Below are 22,994 nucleotides of genomic sequence, written 5' to 3'. Positions count from 1 at the left end.
CTTTGTGATGCTACCGCAGCGACGCGTTGAGCCCGTCGATCAGCTGCTGCTGCTCGGCCGCCGTCAGCCTCGCCTCGGGGTGGATGAGCAGGAAGTCCTTGGTCGGCATCTCGCCGTCGCGGATGAGCTTCGCCGAGTGACCGGCGGCCTCGTCGCGCTCACGCACCTTGCTCCACTCCGAGAAGTTCATCTTCTCGCGGCCCTCGGTCACGTGGCGCGTCACCAGCCAGGAAACCGGGGCGACTTTGCTGTACCAGGGCCAGGTCGTCTCGTTGCTGTGGCAGTCGAAGCAGGCGCGTACGGCTAGGGCGCGGGTCTGCGGGCTGTCCCATGCCGGCTCATCCAGGACGGGCGGGTTATCCTGGAAGGCCCAGACGGGGACGAGCTGGATGAGGACGAATAGACCGATGATGGCGATGGCGATGTTGCGGGGGCGCAGCAGTGTGCGCAGGAGCGAGGGTCGGGTGCTCAAGAGACGTCTCCTCCAGATGCGGTGTGTGTGGGCCTGGGCCGGCTGTAAACGACCGGGGTTATGATAGATCGGGAAGATTGGAATGTGATGAGAAATGCCGCAATGCTACGTGGCATATTGTTACCCCTGGGTGCTGCTCTTGGGGGGACGGCCGGCGCCAGGGCCGTGTTCGTGGCGGCCTCGGGCTGGCGCTCCGATTATTCCTAGTGATATTAATCATTTACTTATATAAAATTGCCTGATCTCGGGCGGCTACCCCGGCCCCGGCGAGTTGTCAGATCACAACTCGCCGGGGCCGGATTTTGCCTTTCGGCTGCGGTGTAATGATAATCATTCTCTTAGTGCATTAATTATTTCTTTATGTCAGATATGATGAAAGAAGAAGCGCGCGGCATCCTGAAGATGTAAATCAATGAAAGTTTTGTTATGCACAAATAATGAGCGCCGTGCTACAATGCAGCGCACAGAGATTAACACTTCTTACTACGCGCTGTATTAACAGGTCTAGTTGTGCGGCACCCCGAGGTGACGCCCTGAGCTTCTGAGCGGCAGAGGGGCTGCGCAGTACCTTGATGGCCGTGTTGCTTATGGGTGCCGCCGGGTAGTATTTGGAAAAAGCAAGTATGAAGCACCGAACTGTCACTGCATTTCGCCCGCATAGCGAGGGACTGGCCAAGCTGTTCGGCTCCCTGGAGTCGGACATCATGGATCTGATCTGGCAGCGCCGCCTGTCCACCGCCCGCGACATCTTCGAGGGGCTGCGCGACCAGGGCCAGCGCATCTCGTACGGGGCGGTGAAGACGGTGATGGACCGGCTGGTCCAGAAGGACGTCCTCCAGCGCTCTATGGAGTGTCACCAGCACCTCTACAGCGCCTCGCTGAGCCGCGAGGAGTTCACGAACTCGGCGGTGCGCGAGATCCTGTCGAGCCTGCTCGACAGCTTCGGCGCGCCGGTCTATGCGCAGTTTGTCGCCGAGCTGAAGGACAGCGACCCCGAAAAGCTCCGGCACCTGGCCCGCCTCGTGGATCGCGCGAGCTGATCGCGCCGCCCGCATTGTTATCTCTCGTCGCTGTGCGTTTGCGTATCACACCATTGTCAGCTGGGTAGGGGAGTGCCCAGCTGGCCCGCAGGCCTCGCCTGTGGACGATGAGCCCCGTGAGCGCGCAGCGATGGTTTTATAGCTGTACCATCACCCTGGGGGGGGACCATGACTCTGCTATCATCGCCCTAACCTCTCGCGCTGGTGAGCGTCGCCCATAGGACGCCCCCGGCGCACCGCTGTTTGCCCCACACACACTGCTGCTGAAGACCAGGCTCAGGCATCGACCGCTTGCCGCTCTCTGCCCCTGTGCAGTCGCGACCAGACGGTCGCTGGCTTTCTGTTGCCTGCGTACCTGTCTCACCGCAGCCCTCGCAGCCGGCGCCTCATGGCGCCCGGCAGGGATCGTATTGTCTCTGAAGGTTTAGGGGGAATCAATGCCCGCAACACGCACAAAGCAGCTCCGGCTCTTCAGCCTGCTGCTCATGCTGGCCATGACCGTGGCCGCGCTGCCCACGCTCGGCAGCCCGCCCGTGGCCCACGCCGCCACGACGAATGTGCTCCGCTGGAACCATAACGACTCGGTGACCTCGAACTTCTTTGTGGTCGGCATCGACCCGAAGAACCCTGGTGTCGAGACGCGGCTCGATTACTTTAAGTTTCTGATCGTCGAGGATAACGTCGGCAACAATACGCAGCCGCGCGACACCGGCTGCGATAAGGCCACCAACCCCAACTACCCCGCTGGCTGCGACTGGACCTCGATCAAGACGCAGACTGGCTACGCCCCGATCGTGACCCAGGGTCGCTCGCAGGACTTCGATGCTGACGGCATCTTTGCCCCCGGCATCAACCTGCCCGACGGCAACTACATGATCTCGGTCATCCCCGATGTCGACCCGACCGGCACGAACCCTGATGCCACTAACTACAAGATCGACGGCACCTGGTTCACCATGCCGCTCCAGGAGGGTGAGCAGGTCGTGGTGAAGCTGAACACCTACGACCTGCCGACGGCGACCCTGCGCGCGGTGGTGTTCAACGACAACCGCTCGACCAACGGCCAGCCCGACCTGCCCGCCGAGATGGGCATCACCGGCACCCCCGGCGCGGCCGGCGAGCCCGGCGAGCAGCCTGGCCTGGCCGGCTTCCGCGTCACGGTGAACGACACCCTCGGTGAGATCACCACCGATGTGTTCGGCAACCCGATCTGCTCCACCTACCCGAACACGAACACCGACGGCAGCCCAAACACCGATGAGCCCGGCCCGCAGCAGCTGAACGGCTGCCTCTACAGCAGCGACGGCACCGCCCCCGACCTGGGCGACCCGACCAACTCGCCGCTGCTCGCCGGCCAGGTGGCCATCCCCAACATGGGGCCGAACCGCTACACCATGCTGGCCACCCCGCCCGATGGCGAGACCTGGATCCAGACCGCCACCCTCGAGGGCAACCACGACTGGGACGTCTGGGTGCAGGAGGGCTCCACCGGCTACGACACCGAGTTCGCGATCGCGAGCGAGCCCTTCCCCTGGGTGCCCTTCGGCTTCGTGCAGCCCACCGCTAACCCCGAGCTTGGGCTCGACCCGGCGGCCACCGGCGGCATCAGGGGCAGCGTGGCGGCCGTGACCGTCTACACCCCCGGCGTCGGCGGCATCCCCTACTCCGGCTCGATCTGGGCCGGCCTGCAGGGCGCCAAGTACGACAAGCCGATTGAGAACCCCTGGGTCGCCATCTCCGACCTGAACAACGGCGACCAGACCGTCTGGGTCGGCACCGGCGATGCCAACGGCGACTTCTACGTGCCCCACGTGCCCGATGGCACCTACCAGATCAGCTGGTGGGATTTCGACCAGCTGTATCTGCTCGACTGGCAGCAGGTCGAGGTGAAGAACGGCCAGATCACCGACGTGGGCCAGCTGCACCTGACGGCCTGGTACTCGCAGCTGAAGGGCCGGGTCTGCTCGGACATCAACTATGACGGCATCTGCCAGGACACCGAGCCCGGCATCGACGCCTTCCCGCTGGCCGTGAAGCGGCGCACCAACTCGGTGATCGACCGCGGCAGCAATGGCGCCGTCACCGACTCGTTCGGCAACTACGCCATGGACTCGGTCTACCCGCTGACCGCCTGGCTGGTGATCGAGGCCTACTCTGATACCTACTACACCACCGGCGTGAGCTTCTGGGCCGACAACAACCCGCTCGACCCGGCGAAGATCGACGGCGTCGGCGGCGATGACATCACGATGGCCGAGTGCGTCGCCGAGGGGCACTGCATCGCGGGCGCCGGCGTCGACGTGAACTATCTGTCGATCATCGGCCAGAACGGCTACTTGAACTGGGCCGTGCAGCGCTATAACGCCCTGCCCTTCCCGCGCAGAGACACGAATAACGAGCTGATTCCGCAGAACGGCGGCATCGTCGGCACCGTCAGCTACGACACCACCCGCAACGAGCTGAACCCGCGCGAGCTGGCCGTCGAGAACTGGCAGGTTGGCATCCCCGGCCTGACGGTGGATATGTACCGGCCGGTCTCCTGCGCGGGTTACACCCTGCAGCCCGGCGAGACCTGCGTGCAGAACCCGACCGGCCCCGGCTCCTATGTGGCCGACAGCACCGGTGCGCTGAAGCAGGGCGTCCTGCTCAACCAGACGGTCACGGAGAGCTGGGTGCGGCCGCAGGACTGCGTGGCTCGCGGGCCGGACGGCACGCCGCTCGACCCGGGCTTCTTCCAGGCCCTGCCGCTGAACGATGGCGCCGGCCGCGACTGCGTTGAGGGCCCGATGGTGGGCATCCAGTTCGGCAGCGAGTACGCCGCCGTCGACGGCAACTACGGCTTCACCGAGGGCTGCAGCGTGGCCCAGGGCGCCTACAACCCGACGACGGAGGTCTGCGCCGATGGGAACGCGCCGAAGGCGCTGACCGCCGGCGACTACCTGGTCAAGGTGAACGTCCCGGATGATGACTACTCCGGCCGGCCGATCTACACGCCGACCCGCGAGGAGGACATCAACGTCTTCACCGGCGACCACTACACGCCCCAGGTGGCCCTGCCACCGGCGCGAAGGTTATCTTCCGCGCGCTGAACGGCAACACCGAGGCCTTCAGCCTGCAGATCCGCCAGGCCAACGGCGGCTACCAGGTGCGGGCGATTGTCCGGCGGGCCAACGGTGCCTCAAACACCGGCTGGCGGAACATTGACGACAGCGCGAACTGGGTCGAGATGGCCTGGGCCAGCGGCGCGAGCACGCAGTTCCAGCTCACGGTCAACGGGGCCGCCCCGGTGAACCTGAACGGCCTGCTGACCAGCGCCTACACGGTGAACACGCTGCGGCTCGGCCCGCAGAACACGGCGAATAACAGCACGAACGCCGGCGCCACTATCTACCTCGATGAGGTGGTCGTGACGAGCAGCACCACGATCGGCCCGAACTAGCACGGACGGCCACAGACGGGGAGGGGTCCCCTCCCCGTCTGTAAGGGCGCAGCAGCGCCGCGCTGCTGCGCCCTTACTATAGTAGGAGTCTTTTTATGGCAACCCTCAAGATGCCCAACCCGGCCCGCCGCCTCCCGATGTCCGTCGTCGCCATCGTCCTCGGCGCCCTGCTGATCTCCGGCGCGCTGCTCTGGCAGCAGCAGCAGGTGCGCGAGCCCGCCACGCTGGCCGAGCGCATGGCTCCGATGCCGGTGAGCTCTGAGATCGAGGCGAAGTATGGCGTGCGGATCTCACAGGTGGCCCTGATCGCCGACCGCGGCCTGGCGGATCTGCGGTACACTGTGATCGACCCCGATAAGGCCGCCCTGATGACCGACAGCATCGAGAGCCTCCCGACGATTGTCGCCAACAACGGGACGGTGCTCGACCAGCGCGGCGCGGCCCACCGCCACGGCCAGAACCTTGAGGCCGGCACGACCTACTTCCTGCTCTATAGCAATGTGAAAAACTCCCTGCGCCCCGGCGATACGGTTATCGTGCGCGTGGGCGACCTGACGCTGAATGATGTCCCGGTGCGGTAGCGAGAATGCTGAATGTTGAATGCTGAATGCTGAATGCTGCAATCTGGAGGCTCGCGATGCCCCGACGCCACACGCTCTGGCCGCTGCTGAGCCTCTTGCTGCTGGCGAGCATGCTCGCCTTTCCGGCCTCTGCGCGGGCGCGCTCGGTGGTGGTGCATAGCGAGCCGGTCGATGGGTCGGTGCTTCAGAAGCCCCCGCAGATGCTCCAGCTCTGGTACGACAGCTCGGCGATCATCGAGCCCGGCGCGGTGACTCTCACCGACGCCGATGGCCGCGAGGTGCCGGTCGAGAGCTTCCACACCGATATCTACAAGCCGGATGACGCCGGCCTCTCCACGCTCTTCGACCCCACCTTCCTCTTCCTCTGCTCGCTGGGGCTGAACAGCTACCCGACGACCCTGATGGTTCACCTGCCTGAGCTCGGCCCCGGCACCTATCGCATGAGCTGGCGGGCGATCGCCACCAAGGACCGTGTGGCCACGACGGGCAGCCTCGTCTTCGGCGTGGACCCCGACGCGCCGGCGAGCGCCGATGGCGGCGATGCGCTCTCGCAGAGCTACACCGATATCGCCGACGACCTCATGGTGACGCTGGCGATCCGGCCGAACCGGCCGGGGGCCAACTTTATGAGCGTTCAGGCCGCGCCGATCCGCCGGCCCCTGCGCGCGCAGATCGGTGAGGTGACCCTGCGCCTGACCCCGCCCGGCGAGGCCCCGCGCGATATTGTGCTGGCCCAGGCGAATGACGGGCGCTTCCAGGCATCCGGCGACCTGATCGACCGCCCCGGCAGCTGGGCGGCTGAGGTGCGGATTGATCGCGGCATCGTCCCCGAGACGGTCGCCCATATCGCCTGGGACGTCCCCGATAGCTCCTCCAGCCCGTCGCTTCTCGTGATGGTGCTCGCCCTTGTGGTCGTCGTCGTCGCCGGCGGCTTCGTGCTCATGCGGCGGCGCAGGGCGTAGGCCGCGGCGCGCTTCATACCGTTGTCGATAGTTGTTGTTCCGCAACCTGTGATCGCGCAGCGGCGGGCGGCTGCCCTTCGGCTGTGCATCGTCATCGACAGCTGCCCCGTGGCGTCGAGACGCCACGGGGCAGCTGTCGATGACGTATTGTTCACCTTGGGGCGGTGTAATCTTGCGCTATTTTGCACTATGAATGAATGGATTGTTATGCAATAGCAACATACGGCGTGCTAGAATGCGACACGCAGTTAATGCACAGCTCCTAACCGTGATATCAAATCTTGATTGATACCATGTATCCTGTCACCCTGAGCGAAGCGAAGGGTCTTCCCAGACACGCGACTGGAAGATGCTTCGCTGCGCTCAGCATGACATGCCCACGGTCTTGCCAGATTTGATATGACACCATGTAGCGCGTTTTAGGATCAAATTCAGGCGATGTGCGTCTTGCCGTAGACCTACTACACGGTATATTATAACTACTGTCTGGTGGCAGCCGCCGTAGTAGAGGAGTTAGCTGATGATGAATCGCAAAAACCGTATTGTTACGGCATTCCGCCCGCACAGTGAGGGCTTGTCCAAGCTGTTCGGCTCCCTGGAGTCGGACATCATGGATCTTGTCTGGCAGCACGAAGAGGCCACCGCCCGCGATATTTTTGAGGCGCTCCGCGACCAGGGGCAGCGGCTCTCGTACGGCGCGGTGAAGACAGTTCTCGACCGGCTGGTGCAGAAAGATGTGCTTCAGCGAACCATGGAGAACAACCAGTATCTCTATCGTGCCCCGCTGAGCCGCGAAGAGTTTACCAAATCAGCGGTGCGCGAGATCATCTCAAGTCTGGTTGACAGCTTCGGCGCGCCGGTCTACGCGCAGTTCCTCGATCAGATCCAGGACAGCGACCCAGATCAGATTGTCCGGCTGACCGAGATGATCAATGCGGCGGATCGCAAGAAGAAGCAGAATTCCTAGTCTCGTTGGCAGATGTGTGGTTTGTCTGGGGGGGCTGCCAGACATCTGTCGCGCGTGCGTGTCATGTAGCGGCAAGATCCTGGAATGGGGGGGGCATGGGCGAAGGCGTTATTCCCTACGAGCCGTATCATCCACATCTCGGCTATACCCTAGCCGTGACGTGTGTGGCATGGGTCGTGGTGTATCTGTATAACCGTTACGCCCTTGTGGATCGCCCGCGCACGCGGGTGATGCTGGTGGGCCTGGCGATTGGCCTGCCGCTGTTTGCCGAGTTTGGAAACTACGCGATCTTCTGGCTGCGCCCCGGCGCGGAGACTGCTGTTGGCAATGTGATGTCGCACATCCATCAGGCCTACCTGCAGCCGCTCCAGATCGACATCTTCCTCGCCCCACGCATCATCTCGATGATGGCGGGCGCGCTGGCGGTGCTGATGCTGCTCTCGCTGGTGCGCTTCCTCTACGGGAGCTATCGGCTGCGCCAAGGTCTTCAGATCGCTATCCCGCTGAGCGATACGGAGTATGCCCCGCTCCAGTCGCGGTTTGCGCAGATCGCCGCCGAGAATGGGATCGCTATCCCCTCGGTAGAGGTCATCCCCCTCCAGGCACCCCTCGCCTTCACGACCGGCCTGATTAAGCCGCGCATCTTCATCACCGAGTCCTTGCTTGACCTGCTCACCGCCGATGAGACGATGGCGGTGTTCTGCCACGAGCTGGCCCACGTCCGCCGCCACGATAACCTGTGGAACTGGGTTATTCGTATGCTGCGCGATATGGTCTGGTTTGTGCCCTTCAGCCATATCGGCTGGAAGTGGATGGTGATGAGCCAGGATGAGGATTGTGATGCGATGGCGGTGCGGTTTACTAATGAGCCTCTGGTCCTCGCCCGCGCGCTGGTGAAGGTTGCCGGCGCCTGGACGCAGACGGAGCTGCCGCCCATGATCAGCGCCACCGCCTTCGCCGCCGCGCGCACCGATATCACCACGCGGGTCGAGCAGATGATCGCGCTGGTCGATGATCCGCGCCGCTCAAGCTGGCGGGTGCTCGCCGGCGCATATCTCATCGCCACGGTGCTGCTGATCCTTGCCGTCCTTCCCGCTCTGCTCGGCTCATAGCACGCTCGCGGCCGCGCTCGCCGCACTCGGTCGTTGCTCCTTGTGAGTAGGTTCACGTAGCTTTTGCAGCGTGTATCAATACGGCGGATAAAGAGCCCGCCTCGTTTGCCGGAATTATTTGTGACAAATGCCGCGATGATTATACATCGTGTATAGATACAGACCTTGAACGCCATCCATCCGCCTTGTCTGAATTATTTGTGATGCCAATCATGGCGATTCTACACCGTGTATTCATACAGTAGCGTTATGATTGCTATGCCGGGTAGGGGAGTGTCCGGCTAGCCTGCGAGGTCTCCTCGCAGCACCTTCTACACGCTGTATAAATACAACGTTTTAATGCTTATCTACCCTGGGGGGGAACTATGACCATCGCATCTGCGCCCTAACCCTTCTGCGCCGGTGAGCGCGCCAGATCGGCGCTTCCGGACAATCCCGACCCACATCGACCACAAGACCGCACGATGGAGCCGACGCCGCAGGGCGCTCGGCAGGGATGCTGTTGTCTCTGAAGGTTTAGGGGGAATCAATGCCCGCAACACGAACAAAGCAGCTCCGGCTCTTCAGCCTGCTGCTCATGCTGGCCATGGCCGTGGCCGCGCTGCCCTCACTCGGCAGCCCGCCCGTGGCCCACGCCGCCACGACGAACCTGCTGAAGTGGGATCGTGCCGTTACGACGAATCCCAATCTCAATGATCCCACGGTGAACTTCATCGTCGAGGGGATCGATCCGAAGCACCCGAACGCTAATCCGGTGCGGCTGCCGGACTTTCAGTTCCTGATCGTCGAGGATAACGTCGGCAACAACACGCAGTCGCGCGACCTCTGCGCTAAGGCCACCAACCCCGACTACCCGGCTGGCTGCGACTGGACCTCGATCAAGACGCAGAGCGGCTACGCCCCGATCGTGACCCAGGGCAGCGCCGCGGACTTCGATGCCAACGGCGTCTTCGCCGGCGGTATCGGCTTCCCGAATGGCCTGCCCGCCGGCAACTACATGATCTCGGTTACCGCCGCCGGCTACAAGATCGATGGCGCCTGGTTCACCATGCCGCTCCAGGAGGGCGAGCAGGTTGTCGTCCAGATGAACACCTACGACCTGCCGACGGCGACCCTGCGCGCGGTGGTGTTCAACGACAACCGCTCGACCAACGGCCAGCCCGACCTGCCCGCCGAGATGGGCATCACCGGCACCCCCGGCGCCCCCGGCGAGGCCGGCGACCAGCCCGGCCTGGCCGGCCTCCGCCTCACGGTGAACGACACCCTCGGTGAGATCACCAACGATGTGTTCGGCAACCCGATCTGCTCCACCTACCCGACTCTGAACAGCGACGGCAGCCCGAACACTGACGAGCCCGGCCCGCAGCAGCTGAACGGCTGCCTCTACAGCAGCGATGGCACCGCCCCCGACCTGGGCGACCCGGCCAACTCGCCGCTGCTCGCCGGCCAGGTGGCCATCCCCAACATGGGGCCGAACCGCTACACCATGCTGGCCACCCCGCCCGACGGCCAGACCTGGATCCAGACTGCCACCCTTGAGGGCAACCACGACTGGGACGTCTGGGTGCAGGAGGGCTCCACCGGCTACGACACCGAGTTCGCGGTGGCTGGAGAGCCCTTCCCCTGGGTGCCCTTCGGCTTTGTGCAGCCCACCGCCAACCCGCAGAACGGGATCGCCCCCGCCGCCACCGGCGGCATCAAGGGCAGCGTTATGGCGGTGACCGTCTACACCCCCGGCGTTGGCGGCATCCCCTACTCCGGCTCGATCTGGGCCGGCCTGAGCGGCGCCAAAGAAGATAAGCCGATCGAGAACCCCTGGGTCGCCATCTCCGACCTGAACAACGGCGACCAGACTGTCTGGGTCGGCCAGGGCGACGCCCAGGGCAACTTCTACGTGCCCCACGTGCCCGACGGCACCTACCAGATCAGCTGGTGGGACACCGACCAGCTGTATCTGCTTGACTGGCAGCAGGTCGATGTGAAGAACGGCCAGATCACCGACGTGGGCCAGCTGCACCTGACGGCCTGGTACGCCCACCTGAGCGGCCGGGTCTGCTCGGACACCAACTACGACGGCTACTGCCAGGACACCGAGCCCGGCCTCTCGGGCTTCCCGCTGGCCGTGAAGCGGCGCACCAACTCGGTGATCGACCGCGGCAACCAGGGCGCCGTCACCGACGCCACCGGCAACTACGTCATGGACTCGGTCTACCCGCTGACGGCGTGGATTGTGATCGAGGCCTACTCCGACACCTACTACACCACCGGCGCGACCTACTGGGCCGACAATAGCCCGCTCTCGAACCCGAACGACCCGACCAGCTATGTGAAGAGCCATATCGATGGCGCTGGCGTGGACGTGAACTTCCTGACGATCATCGGCCAGAACGGCCACCTCGACTGGGCCGTGCAGCGCTACAACGCCCTGCCCTTCGCCAAGTATGTGCCGGGGACGAACAACACGGTTGAGGTCCCGCACAACGGCGGCATCGTCGGCACGGTCAGCTACGACACCACCCGCAACGAGCTGAACCCGCGCGAGCTGGCCGTTGAGAACTGGCAGGTCGGCATCCCCGGGCTGACGGTGAACCTCTACAAGCCGGTCTCTTGCGTCGGCTACACCTTGCAGCCGGGTGAGCGCTGCGTGGCCAACCCGACCGGCTCCGGCTCCTACGTGGCCCTCGCCGACGGCTCGCTGAAGCACGGCCCCCTGCTCAACACGACGGACACCGAGAGCTGGGTTCGGCCGACCGACTGTGTGGCCCGTGGGCCGGACGGCGCGCCGCTCGACCCGGGCTTCTTCCAGGCCCTGCCGCTGAACGATGGCGCCGGCCGCGACTGCGTCGAGGGTCCGATGGTCGGCACCCAGTTCGGCACCGAGTATGCGGCGGTGGACGGTAACTACGGCTTCACCGAGGATGCCAACGGCAATCCGCTGCTCGCCGGCGACTACCTGGTCGAGGTGGAGATCCCCAACGACCCGTACTCCGGCCGCCCGATCTACACGCCGACCCGCGAGGAGGACATCAACGTCTTCACCGGCGACTCCTACACGCCCCAGGCGGCCCCGCCGGCCTGCGCCGGCAAGCTGCACACGGTGGACGTGGCCGGCATTGATGCGGCCGGCAACCTGAAGTTCCTTGACGATGAGGTGACGCTGAACCCGGCCTTCCAGGGCGACGGCGACGACGCTGTGGTCAACCCCGACTTCGCCGCGATTGGCGGCAGCCCCTTCGAGGGCCAGCAGAAGCCGCTCTGCGACACCAAGCTGGTGACGCTGAGCAACGGCAAGTCGATCGCCCCCAGCTTCGGCCTCTTCACCCCGGTGCCCCTGCCGGGCCGCTGGTTCGGCTACATCGTGGACGACCTGAACCTGTCGTCGAACCCGCAGGACCTGCTGTTCGGCGAGAAGGCCGGCGTGGCCAACTCCCCGATCGGCATCTACGACTACGCTAACCGGCTGGTGCGCACGATCACCTCCGACCCGAACGGCGTCTTCGAGGTGCTGCTGCCCTCGACCACGACGATTAGCTGCCCGACGCCCACCGGTGTCTGCGCGAACCTGTACCGGATTGTGGGCAACGACCCGGGCATCCCCGGCCGGCTGAACCCGAACTATAACCCGCAGCTGCGGACGATCTCGGCGACCTTCGAGATCTTCCCCGGCGATATCGAGCCGGCCGACCTGGCCCCGACCCAGATCGGCGTGAGCATCCAGGCCCCCGGCTCGCAGATCAGCTACCCGGTCAGCTGCCGCCTGGACAACAACACCGCCACGGCCCAGCCGCAGCTCTTCGCGGTGGACAAGCCCTACGTCCACTTCGAGAACAGCGCCAACACCATCGGCGACCGCACCCTGACGATCAAGGGCCAGGGCTTCGGCACAGCTGGCACCCTGACCTTCAGCCGCACCAACAGCAACGGCTTCGCCGAAGTGCGCACGCCGACGGTCACCAGCTGGACGAACAACCAGATCGTGGTGACGCTGCCTGCGTCTAACGGTATTCTGCCGAATAACCAGATGCTGCCGGGCCAGTGGCAGCTGAGCATCAAGAACGGCACGAGCGGGATGAGCCAGGTGAACGGCCTGACCATCCACGTGCTGCAGAACGGCGTCTACAACCCGACGCTGCTGGAGGTTGGCCCCGGCAAGCCCTACGCCACCATCCAGGCCGCGATCAACCGCACCGACCGCAACCTGCGGCTGCCCGGCGAGCCCGGCAACAACTTGGTGTCCAGCTACCCGCTGATCGTGGTCTACCCCGGCGGCGTGCCCGACAGCACCAACCCGACCTACAACCCGCAGCTGGCCTACTTCGAGAACCTGCTGATCAGCCAGCCGCTGAGCCTGCAGGGCGTCGGCCCCGGCGGCGTCTACACCGACGCCGATGGCAACGCGATCACGGTGGGCGGCACCACCACGGTGGACGGCTCGATCATCGACGGCGGGGCCTTTGTGGGCGACACCGCGATGGCGAACACCTGGCGCACGCGGGCCGCGCAGCTCTTCGCCGCTGGCTGGCTGGGCAACCAGACCATCTACGAGGGCGCGGTGATCACCGCGGTCGCCCCGCGGACGAACACCTACACCTCGGGCCACCCGCTGGTGGTGGACGGCTTCACCATCCAGGGCGGCAACCAGCAGGGCTTCCCGGGCAATGTCTCTGAGATCTACGGCCTGCCCACGGGCGCCCCGGTGAATGTTGAGACCCAGGGCGGCGGCCTCTACGCCAACTCCTATGTGGACTACCTGGGTGTGACGAACAACATCTTCCAGGCGAACGGCGGGGCCTACGGCGGCGCGATCCGCATCAGCTCGCCGAACCTGCCTGGCCTGGCCAATAACGGCCGCACCAACAACGCGTCGATCCTGCACAACCGGATCATCGCCAACGGCGGGACGAACCTGGCCGGCGCGGTCGGCCTCTTCTCGGGCTCGAACAGCTACGATGTCGGCTACAACGATATCTGTGGCAACTTCTCGGCCGAGTACGGCGGCGCGATCGGCCACTACGGCCTGAGCACGGGCGGCAAGATCCACGACAACCGGATCTACTTCAACCGCTCCTACGATGAGGGTGGCGCGGTGATGATCGCCGGCGAGCTGCCGAGCGACCCGGCCGCCAACTATGGCACGGCCAACGGCGCGAAGGGCGCCGGCAACGTCGATGTCTACAACAACCTCATCCAGGGCAACCTGTCCAACGATGACGGCGGCGGCCTGCGCCTCCTGATGGCCGGCACCTACACCTACAACGTCTACAACAACATGATCGTCAACAACATCGCCACCCACGAGGGTGCCGGTGTGGCCATCGACGACGCGCCGAACGTCCGCTTCTACAACAACACCGTGATGAAGAACATCACCACGGCCACGGCGGTGACCAGCGACGGGACCCCGGCGGCGGCCGGCCTGAGCACCGGCGCGAACAGCGACCAGCTCCAGGCCATCCTGCCTGGCGGCTCCACGACGTTCGGCAACCCGCTGCTGTTCAACAACATCTTCGCCGACAACCGGGCCGGCGCCTTCAACGGCAGCGACCTGACCGGCATCGGCGCGGCCAACGACACCACGCCGATCAACTACTGGGACATCGGCGTGATGGGCGGCAACGGCGGCGATCTGCTGAGCCCGACCAACTCGGTGCTCGACAGCGATAGCACTGGCCGCTACAACACCGACACCTCGAACAAGCTGGTCAGCAGCTTTAACGTCTCGCACACGCTGGCCCTGAAGTCCCTGGTGGTCGACCCGACCTATGACGTGAGCCTGCTGGTGCTGCCCTGGCGCGTGATGCCCGGCGCGGGCACGGGCCAGACCCTGGTTGCGGTGGACCTGCCGCCGAACCTGCTGGGCAACTACCACCTGGCGGCCGGCTCGCCGGCGATCAATATGGGCGCGGCATCGAAGAGCGGGCGCAGCGCCCCGACGACGGACATCGACGGCGACACCCGCACGGGCAACCCCGACGCCGGCGCTGACGAGCTGGTCGGCGGGACGGGCGGCGGCGGCGGTGGTGCCACCGACCCGACCCTGCCGAGCCTGACGCTGCGCGATAACTTCAACCGGAACAACAGCAACTTTGGCCTGGGCAACAACTGGAGCCAGCCGAACAGCAACCTGCGCGTGAACAACCAGCAGGCGTCCGCCAACAGCACCGGCCAGGCGATCTGGAACGGCACGGGCAGCAACTTCGGGGCCACCCAGGGCGCGGCATTCACCTTCGCCAGCACGCCGGCGACGGGCACGGCCCTGTACATGAAGGCCAGCAGCGGCTCATCGTCCTCGCCGTCGCGCTTCATCCGCGTGCGCTACGAGACCAACAGCGGCGGGCAGGTGGTGGTTGCGACGACGATCAACGGCAGCAACAACAACCCCACCTACACCACGCGTGGCACGCTGGCCGGCAGCTTCGCCAACGGCGACACCCTGAGCGCCGTGGCGAACGCCGACGGCTCGGTGGATGTGTGGAAGACCAGCGGGGCCACCACCACCTACCTGGGCCACGTGAGCATCCCGACCTCGGGCGGCAACTCCTGGAGCTACGGCACCAGCGGCGGTCGGATCGGCATCTACCTGCCGAGCGGTGCCCGCGTCGACAACTTCAGCGCCCAGACCCTGCCGTAGTCTGATTTTAGATTTTAGATTTTAGATTTTAGATTGCAATCTAAAATCTAAAATCTAAAATCTGCAATTCCTATAGGAGATCCTATGAGCAAGCGACTCTCGCGCCGAGGCTTCCTCAAGCTCGGCCTGGGTGCGGCGGCCGGGGCGGCCGGGGCCCAGCTCTTCCTCAGCAGCCGGGCCGGGCACCTCAGCCCGGTGGCCCAGGCGGCCACGACCATCACGCCGAAGTACTACCTGGCCGGCACCGATGGCTGGGCCAGCTTTCCCGGCACCGGCAACACCCACTTCTACCCGGACCCCTGGGCGCCGACCGGCAAGACGAGCTACATGTTCGGCTTCGCCAACGTGAGCGCCTATAAGACGGCCGACCCGCCCGTCTCGGCCGACGTGCTGGGCTTCAAGCAGAAGGCCCAGTCCTGCGCGCCGATGATGTACTTCGACGAGAACGAGAGCGCGGTCGTGCGGCTGACCAACCTGGGCCTGGCCGTCCGCCCCGACCTGGTCGACTCGCACACCGTCCACTGGCACGGCTTCCAGAATGTCATCCCGATGTTCGACGGCGAGCCGAGCACCTCGATCGCCGTGCCGATCGGGCGCGTCTTCGACTACTCCTACAAGCCCTACGAGCCCGGCACCTATATGTACCACTGCCACTTCGAGGATACCGAGCACGTCCACATGGGCATGGTCGGCCCGGTGGTGGTGCGCCCGGCCCAGAACGGCACCGCGCACACGCACGGCGGCAAGACGTTTACGAAGTTCGCCTACAACGATGGCGACGGCAGCACCGGCTACAACCGCGAGTATGTGATCTTCCTGAGCGAGGTGTGGAACGAGTCGCACTGGGACGACGCCCACATCCAGCTGCCGGACTGGACCGACTACAAGGCCGACTTCTACCTGATCAACGGCCGGGTCTACCCGGACACCCTGCTGCCGAACGGCGCTGCGGTGGGCGCGCCGACCAACGGCGTCCCCGGCGACCTGCGCGACCAGCCCTACAGCGCGGTGGTGCACTGCAAGGAGGGTGAGCGGGTGCTGCTGCGCCTGATCAACCTGGGCTTCACCAAGGCCTCGATGACCCTGGCCGGCATCCGCATGCGGGTGGTGGGCCTGGACGCGACCCAGCTGCGCGGCAAGACCGACGCCGACGGCTCGTACGAGACGAGCACCGCCCAGGTTGGCCCGGGCGAGAGCGTCGATGCGATCTTCGAGGCCCCGGCCCACAGCGGCGGCGCCGGCTACGACACCTACCTGCTCTACAACCGCAACATCCAGGGCATCAGCAACAACGGCGGTGCGGGCCTGGGCGGACAGATGACCGAGGTGCGTGTCTACTCGGCGAGCTCGAACGCCATCCCGGCTGTGCAGGTCGGCCCGAACGACCTCTCCTCCCTCGCGTAAACGGAGTACTGATATGAAGCGACGATTGCTCCCCGCCATCCTGGCGGCCCTCGCGATACTGCTGGTCTCGGTCGCGCAGCGCGGCACCGCGCAGGCCCAGTCGACCGCCATCCCGCGCAACGGGGTGGTCTGTAGCACCAGCACCAACGGCGACCCGACCATGTTCGACCTGACGGCGACGATCGGCTATGTGACGATGTCGGACGGCAACGCCATCCACATGTGGGGCTACGCCAACGGCGATTGGACCGCCGACGCCGCCACGGCGGCCGAGCACTACCAGTACCCCGGCCCGATCCTCTGCGTGAACCAGGGCGACACCCTGACCATCCGGCTGCACAACATGCTGCCCGAGGACACCTCGCTGATCTTCCCCGGCCAGGATAACGTCCAGGCCGGTGGCTTCCCCTCGCAGCCGGTGTTTATCTCCGGCGCGATGACCTCGCTGGCCCCGGTTGCCTCGGCGGCCTCGGGCTCCGGCGGCAATGTGACGGCCGGCGGCACGATGGAGTACAGCTTCCTGGCCAGCGAGCCCGGCACCTACATCTACGAGAGCGGCACCAACGCCGGCGTGCAGGTGCAGATGGGCATGTTCGGCACGATCATCGTGCGCCCCAGCAACGCGGGCTTCGGCTACACCTACGATATCGGCTCGGGCGATGAGACGCAGGTGGCCTACGCCTACAACCGCGCGGACAGCGCCTACAACCCGGCCCACGAGAACGTCGAGATCCTCTCGGAGATCGACCCGTTTATGCACCAGGCCTACGAGGCCGACTTCATCAACTGGATGAGCACGGGCGAGCATAACCCGCAGGCCTTCGACATGCAGGGCTATGTGGCGCGCTACTTCCTGATCAACGGGCGCTCCTTCCCCGACACCCTGGCCGACAACCTGGTGCCCTGGCTGCCCAACCAGCCCTACAGCGCCCTGGTCCACATCCACGCCAAGAGCGCCAGCGACCCCTACCCGGCCCTGGTGCGCTACGTGGGCGCTGGCACCCAGGACTACCCCTTCCACCCGCACGGCAACGACTCGCTGGTGATCGGCCGCGACGGCCGGGCGCTGGTGAACGCGAGCGGGGCGGACCTGAGCACCTATAAGTTCTCGATCCCCGTCGGCCCCGGCCAGACCTGGGACATCACCTTCGACTGGCAGGACGATAACAACTACAGCGCCAGCAACCCCATCCCGGTGACGGTGCCGCAGACGGCGAACCTGACGGTTGGACCCTACTGGAGCGGCAGCCCCTACCTGGGCAGCTCCGGCGCGCTGCCCCCCGGCGGCGAGGGCTACAGCCAGTGCGGCGAGTACTACCACATCGCCCACAACCACGCCCTGCAGCAGATGACCAGCTGGGGCGGCATCACGCTCAGCGGCCAGGCCACCTACACCCGGATCGACCCGCCGACGCCCAACAGCTGCCCGCAGCAGTAAAGCATAACCCGGCGTCGGTCTGAAGCGCCGACGCCTGTAAGGGAGTAGGATATGCGTCTCTTCGCACGATATCTCACCGCCGCGCTGCTGGCAGTGGCCATGCTCGCCCTGAGCCTTGGCACCGGTGTGCGGCAGGCCGAGGCCGCGCCGGCTGCTAGGCTCACGGCGATCACCCTGGGCGCGCCCTCGGCCACACTCACCGCCGGCACGCCCGGCTCTGTCACCTATCTGGTATCGGTGACAAAGAACACGCAGAACAACAACTCGACCGCGAACCTGAGCATCATCTGGTCGGGCGGGACGCCGGCGGGGGTCACGGCTTCATTCTCGCCCGCTTCGCTGACCAACTGGAATGGCGCAAGCACGCGCACATCTACCCTGACGATCAATACCTCGGCGGCGACGCCGGCCGCCGCGCGGAACTTCACCGTTCGCGCGCAGCGCAGTGGCAGCGGCACCGACATCCAGAACGTGGGCGGCACCCTGACCGTGGGCGCGGCCGTCCAGCAGACCGGGACGATCACCTTCGGCGCGGCGCCGGCGCCGACCTACCTGGGCGGCAACTTCACCGTCTCGACCACGACCAACTCGAACGGCGCGCTGACCTACAGCGCCGTGAGCGGCCCCTGCTCCCTGGTCAGCGGGGCGACCTTCAGCACGAGCGGCGCGGGCGACTGCACGGTGCAGGCCGACACCGCCGCCACCACGGCCTTCACCGCCGCCACGGCCCAGCAGGTCGTCTCGATCGCCCCGGCGAGCCAGACGATCAGCCTCGCCCCCCTGGCGAACAAGGCCCTCGGCAGCGCCGACTTCGCCGTCGCGGCGACGGCCAGCTCGGGCCTGGCGGTGACCTTTACCGCCGACCCGCCCACCGTCTGCACGATCAGCGGCGACATGATCACCCTGGTTGATGTCGGCACCTGCACCGTGACCGCCGAGCAGGCCGGCGATGTCAACTACAGCGCGGCCACGGCCGCCACGGCCGCCTTCGATGTCGTCGCGGCCCTGGCCGACGGCTGCGCGCTGAGCGGCAACGCCCGCACCTGCAACCTCTGGGCGCAGATCGGGGCGATCAGCCTGCCCGGCACCGCCAACCCCATCCCGGTCTGGAGCTACACCGATAGCGCCAGCGGCACCCCCGGCGCGGTCGGCCCGACGCTCTACGCCAACGCTGGCGAGGACCTGACGATCAACCTGACCAACAACCTGGGCGAGGCCACCTCGATCCAGATCCCCGGCCTGGGCGGCGCGGCCGACGCCAGCGGCGCGGCGGCCAGCGGCGGCACGAAGGTCTACACCTTCGCCAGCCTGCCGGCCGGCACCTACATCTACCAGGCCGGCATCCTGACCGGCAGCGGCCCGCGCCAGATCGCCATGGGCCTCGCCGGCGCCCTGGTGGTGCGCGAGGCGGGCAGCACTGCCTACGGCCACGGCTACGATGACGAGGCCGTGCTGGTCTACAGCGAGATCGACCCGAACTTCAACGCCAGCCCGGACACCTTCGTCCTTGAGCACTTCAGCCCGGTCTACCTGCTGATCAACGGCAAGGTCTACCCGAGCACCGACGCCATCCCGACCCAGGAGGGCCACACGGTGCTGCTGCGCCAGGTGAACGCGGGCATCCGCTTCCACTCGATCGGCGTGCTGGGCCTGCGCCAGACGGTGATCGCCGACGACGCCGGGACCCTGCCGATCAGCTCGTCGCTGTTCGCCAAGACCCTGGGCGCCGGCCAGACGATGGACAGCCTGGTGACGGTGCCGGCCAACGTGAATGATGGCACCGTGTACGCCCTCTACGACTCGGCGATGCCGGCCCACGGCTCGGCTGGCGTGAACGGGATGGGCGGCATGCTCACCTTCATCACCGCCGGCGGCACGGGTAGCACGGGCGGCACGGGCGGCGGCGGCACGGGCGGCACGACCGACACGACCGCGCCGACGCTGAACAGCATCGTCCGCACCAATGAGGCCACCCCGATCACCAACGCGGCCAGCGTGCAGTTCGACGTGACCTTCTCTGAGATCGTCACCGGCGTCGATATCGCCGACTTCAGCCCGACCGGCGTCCTGAGCGGCGCGGCCGTCACGGCCGTCAGCGGCAGCGGCCTCAAGTACACGGTGACTGTGAGCACCGGTATTGGCAGCGGCGCGCTTGGCCTGAGCAAGGCTGTCGGCATCACGATCAGCGACCAGGCCGGCAATGCGCTGGGCGGCGCGAGCGTGCCCAGCGAGGCCTACACCATCGATAAGACTGCGCCGACGACCGGGGCCGTGCTGAGCGCTAGCTCGGTGTCCGTGGGCACGGCGGTCGGCCTGACCGTCACTCCGACCGACGCAAACGGCATCGCGAGCGTCTCCTACCGCGTGAACGGCGGCGCCCAGGTGTCGATGACCCTGGTCAACGGCACCGCCCAGTCCGGGATCAGCACGACCGGCATGGTCTCGGGCGACAGCGCCACGGTGTTGGTGACCGTCACCGACGCGGCGGGCAACAGCAGCACGCAGAGCCTGAGCTTCTCGGTGGGCGACTCGGCGTTCGCCAACAACTTCGAGACGGGCGCCACGAACAGCACCTGGGGCTGGACCTCGAAGAGCACCACCACCAGCTCGCGGCTACAGGTGAACGCGACGGCGGCGATGGCCGGCACGGCCCGCGGCCTGCAGGCCGCCTTCGGCACCGGCAGCAGCGCCAACAACTACGTGGAGCAGTCCCTGCCGGCCACGGAGACGCAGCTTCACGTGCGCTTCTACCTCAACCCGCACAGCCAGAACTTCGGCACCGGCGCGAAGACCATCTTCAAGGCGCTGGGCGATGTGAGCGGCGTGCAGACCGAGGCCTTCCGCCTTGATCTGCGGCGGACGGGCACGAACACCTACCAGGTGCGGGCGTCCGTGGCGCGGGCCAACGGGACATCGAGCACGACCTGGCAGTCCATCACGAACGGCTCGAACTACATCGAGATGGCCTGGGCGAACGGCGCGAGCACGCAGTTCCAGCTCTACGTCAACGGGGTCGCCGCGACGCCGCTGAACAGCCTGCTGACCAGCGCCTACACCGTGAACACGCTGCGGCTCGGCCCGCAGACCAGCGGCACATCCAACACCAACATCTACCTGGACGAGTTCAAGACCACGCGCAACACGATGATCGGCGCCGGCGCGAACTAGCACGGACGGCCACAGACGGGGAGGGGAGCCCTCCCCGTCTGTAAGGGCGCAGCAGCGCCACGCTGCTGCGCCCCAACCCGTAAGGGCGCAGCAGCGCCGCGCTGCTGCGCCCCGACCCGTAAGGGCGCAGCAGCGCCACGCTGCTGCGCCCCAACCCCAAATAGATCTGGAGAAAATCTCGATGGCAACGCTGAAGATGCCCAACCCGGCCCGCCAGCTCTCGATGCCCGTCGTCGCGGTCATCCTCGGCGCGCTGCTGATCGCCGGCTCCCTGCTCTGGCAGCAGCAGCGATCCCAGAGCCCCGTCTCTCTCTCCGACCGCATGGCCCCCATGCCGGTCAGCGCCGAGATCGAGGCCAAGTACGGCGTGCGCATCTCGATGGTGGCCCTGATCGCCGATAATGGCCTGCTCGACCTGCGCTACACCGTGATCGACCCCGACAAGGCCTCCCTGATGACCGATAGCATCGAGAGCCTGCCGACGATCATCGCCGGCAACGGCCTCGTGCTCGACCAGCGCGGCGCGGCCCACCGCCACGGCCAGCGCCTTGAGGCCGGCACAACCTACTACCTGCTCTATACCAATATTAGGAACTCCCTGCGCTCCGGCGACCGGGTGGTGGTGCGCGTGGGCGACCTGACGCTGAATGATGTGCCGGTGCGGTAGGGACGGCAGCGCGCTGCGTCCCTGCTTGCCATGCCGGGGGTGGCGCGGCCGCGCTCGGCGGCGAATCTGCCCGCGCCAAACATAAAAAAATTGTGATGAAGGCGGTGCCTCCCCGACATCCCCCCAACAGGATGGTGTGCTACAGTCGGTATTATGATGCACGACCTACTACATGAGGCGCTCCGATGAGCCACATCCTGCGCATCGCGCTGCTGACTCTGGCGCTGCTGGCCATGCTGACCACCCTTCGCCCCCCCCCAGCCTCGGCCCGGCCCGTCAGCGCCCCGGTGGCTGTGGCCTGGTCGCCGCCCGACCCAGACGCCGCCCAGTCTTCGGTGATCGTCTCCTTCGACGGCCAGCCGGCCCTCCAGGCGGCGAGCGGGGCCACCCGCGCCGAGCGACGGGCCAGCCTGCTGCGCCAGCTCCATGCCCGGGCCGACGCGTCGCAGGCCAAGCTACGCGCGACGCTGACGCAGCTCCAGTCTCAGGGTCGCGTCGCCTCCTTCACCGTGCTCTGGGCCATCAACGCCATCGCCATCACCGCCGACACCGCGACGATCCAGCAGATCGCGCGCGTCCCCGGCGTGGCCCGCGTGGCGACCGACGCCTCCTTCCGCGCGAATCTCGCCCCGGTCCTCTCGCCCTCCCTGGACGCCGTAACCGTCACCGATAACCTGACCAAAATCAAGGCACCCGATCTGTGGTCCCTCGGCTTCACGGGGCAGGGCATGGTTGTGGCGAGTATGGACACCGGCGTGCAAGGCGATCACCCAGACCTGTCGGCGAAGCGGCGGCCCGGGAGCGACGCGAGCAGCTGGTTTGACCCATACGGCCAGCACACGACCCCCGCAGATATTACCAGCTCCTCGCTCGAGTTCAAAGGCCACGGCACGCAGGTGATGGGCCTGATGGTTGGCGGCGATGTGATGGTAGATAGCGCCACGAACACGGTGTACTCGGTCGGCGTCGCCCCAGATGCGACGTGGATCGCGGCCAAGATCTTCGATGATAACGGCGATGCGACGGAGAGCGCCATCCACGCGGCCTTTCAGTGGCTGCTCGACCCGGACGGCGACCCGAACACCGACGATGCGCCCGATGTGGTCAATAACT

Annotated in this window: 14 protein-coding genes; 13 read left to right on the top strand and 1 reads right to left on the bottom strand. The window is 66.0% G+C overall.

What is annotated here, in order from left to right; all coding sequences use genetic code 11:
• Nucleotides 1–10 precede the first annotated feature (10 nt).
• On the bottom strand, nt 11–472 hold the full coding sequence (locus K2Z83_RS16340) for a heme-binding domain-containing protein (protein WP_255604085.1): 462 nt from the start codon (nt 470–472) through the stop codon (nt 11–13).
• Between the two features lie 623 nt (nt 473–1,095).
• Here K2Z83_RS16340 and K2Z83_RS16335 point away from each other — a divergent pair.
• From K2Z83_RS16335 to K2Z83_RS16275, 13 genes are all read left to right on the top strand, one after another.
• Nucleotides 1,096–1,512, top strand: coding sequence for a BlaI/MecI/CopY family transcriptional regulator (locus K2Z83_RS16335; RefSeq protein ID WP_220596259.1), 417 nt, complete (start codon nt 1,096–1,098; stop codon nt 1,510–1,512).
• 437 nt (nt 1,513–1,949) lie between these two features.
• Entirely contained in the window at nt 1,950–4,601 is a 2,652-nt protein-coding gene (locus K2Z83_RS16330; RefSeq protein WP_220596258.1) for a hypothetical protein, read from the top strand.
• A 56-nt stretch (nt 4,602–4,657) separates the two neighbouring features.
• Nucleotides 4,658–4,951, top strand: coding sequence for a hypothetical protein (locus K2Z83_RS16325; RefSeq protein ID WP_220596257.1), 294 nt, complete (start codon nt 4,658–4,660; stop codon nt 4,949–4,951).
• A gap of 95 nt (nt 4,952–5,046) precedes the next feature.
• Entirely contained in the window at nt 5,047–5,532 is a 486-nt protein-coding gene (locus K2Z83_RS16320; RefSeq protein WP_220596256.1) for a hypothetical protein, read from the top strand.
• 56 nt (nt 5,533–5,588) lie between these two features.
• Nucleotides 5,589–6,494 (top strand): copper resistance protein CopC, encoded by a 906-nt coding sequence (locus K2Z83_RS16315; protein ID WP_220596255.1) that lies wholly within the window; start codon nt 5,589–5,591, stop codon nt 6,492–6,494.
• A 520-nt stretch (nt 6,495–7,014) separates the two neighbouring features.
• Nucleotides 7,015–7,461: a BlaI/MecI/CopY family transcriptional regulator gene (locus tag K2Z83_RS16310; protein ID WP_220596254.1), complete on the top strand. Its 447-nt coding sequence runs from the start codon at nt 7,015–7,017 to the stop codon at nt 7,459–7,461.
• 179 nt (nt 7,462–7,640) lie between these two features.
• On the top strand, nt 7,641–8,573 hold the full coding sequence (locus K2Z83_RS16305; protein WP_220596253.1) for a M56 family metallopeptidase: 933 nt from the start codon (nt 7,641–7,643) through the stop codon (nt 8,571–8,573).
• Nucleotides 8,574–9,102: 529 nt separating this feature from the next.
• Nucleotides 9,103–15,204, top strand: a complete 6,102-nt coding sequence (locus tag K2Z83_RS16300; RefSeq protein WP_220596252.1) for a hypothetical protein — start codon at nt 9,103–9,105, stop codon at nt 15,202–15,204.
• A gap of 84 nt (nt 15,205–15,288) precedes the next feature.
• Nucleotides 15,289–16,608 carry a multicopper oxidase domain-containing protein gene (locus K2Z83_RS16295; protein ID WP_220596251.1) on the top strand — a complete coding sequence of 440 codons (1,320 nt, stop codon included), beginning with the start codon at nt 15,289–15,291 and terminating at the stop codon, nt 16,606–16,608.
• A gap of 13 nt (nt 16,609–16,621) precedes the next feature.
• Nucleotides 16,622–18,046 carry a multicopper oxidase domain-containing protein gene (locus tag K2Z83_RS16290; protein ID WP_220596250.1) on the top strand — a complete coding sequence of 475 codons (1,425 nt, stop codon included), beginning with the start codon at nt 16,622–16,624 and terminating at the stop codon, nt 18,044–18,046.
• Nucleotides 18,047–18,097: 51 nt separating this feature from the next.
• A complete protein-coding gene (locus K2Z83_RS16285) occupies nt 18,098–21,214 on the top strand; it encodes a multicopper oxidase domain-containing protein (protein WP_220596249.1) in 3,117 nt (1,038 codons plus the stop codon).
• A 181-nt stretch (nt 21,215–21,395) separates the two neighbouring features.
• Nucleotides 21,396–21,881 carry a hypothetical protein gene (locus K2Z83_RS16280; protein WP_220596248.1) on the top strand — a complete coding sequence of 162 codons (486 nt, stop codon included), beginning with the start codon at nt 21,396–21,398 and terminating at the stop codon, nt 21,879–21,881.
• A 185-nt stretch (nt 21,882–22,066) separates the two neighbouring features.
• Nucleotides 22,067–22,994, top strand: a 928-nt coding sequence (locus K2Z83_RS16275) for a S8 family serine peptidase (RefSeq protein WP_220596247.1), incomplete at its 3' end; no start/stop codon positions are given.

Source organism: Oscillochloris sp. ZM17-4, from assembly GCF_019599295.1.
Classification (GTDB): Bacteria; Chloroflexota; Chloroflexia; order Chloroflexales; family Chloroflexaceae; genus Oscillochloris.
Note: the sequence above shows the minus strand (reverse complement) of the source record. Positions and strands in the feature narration are given on the sequence as shown.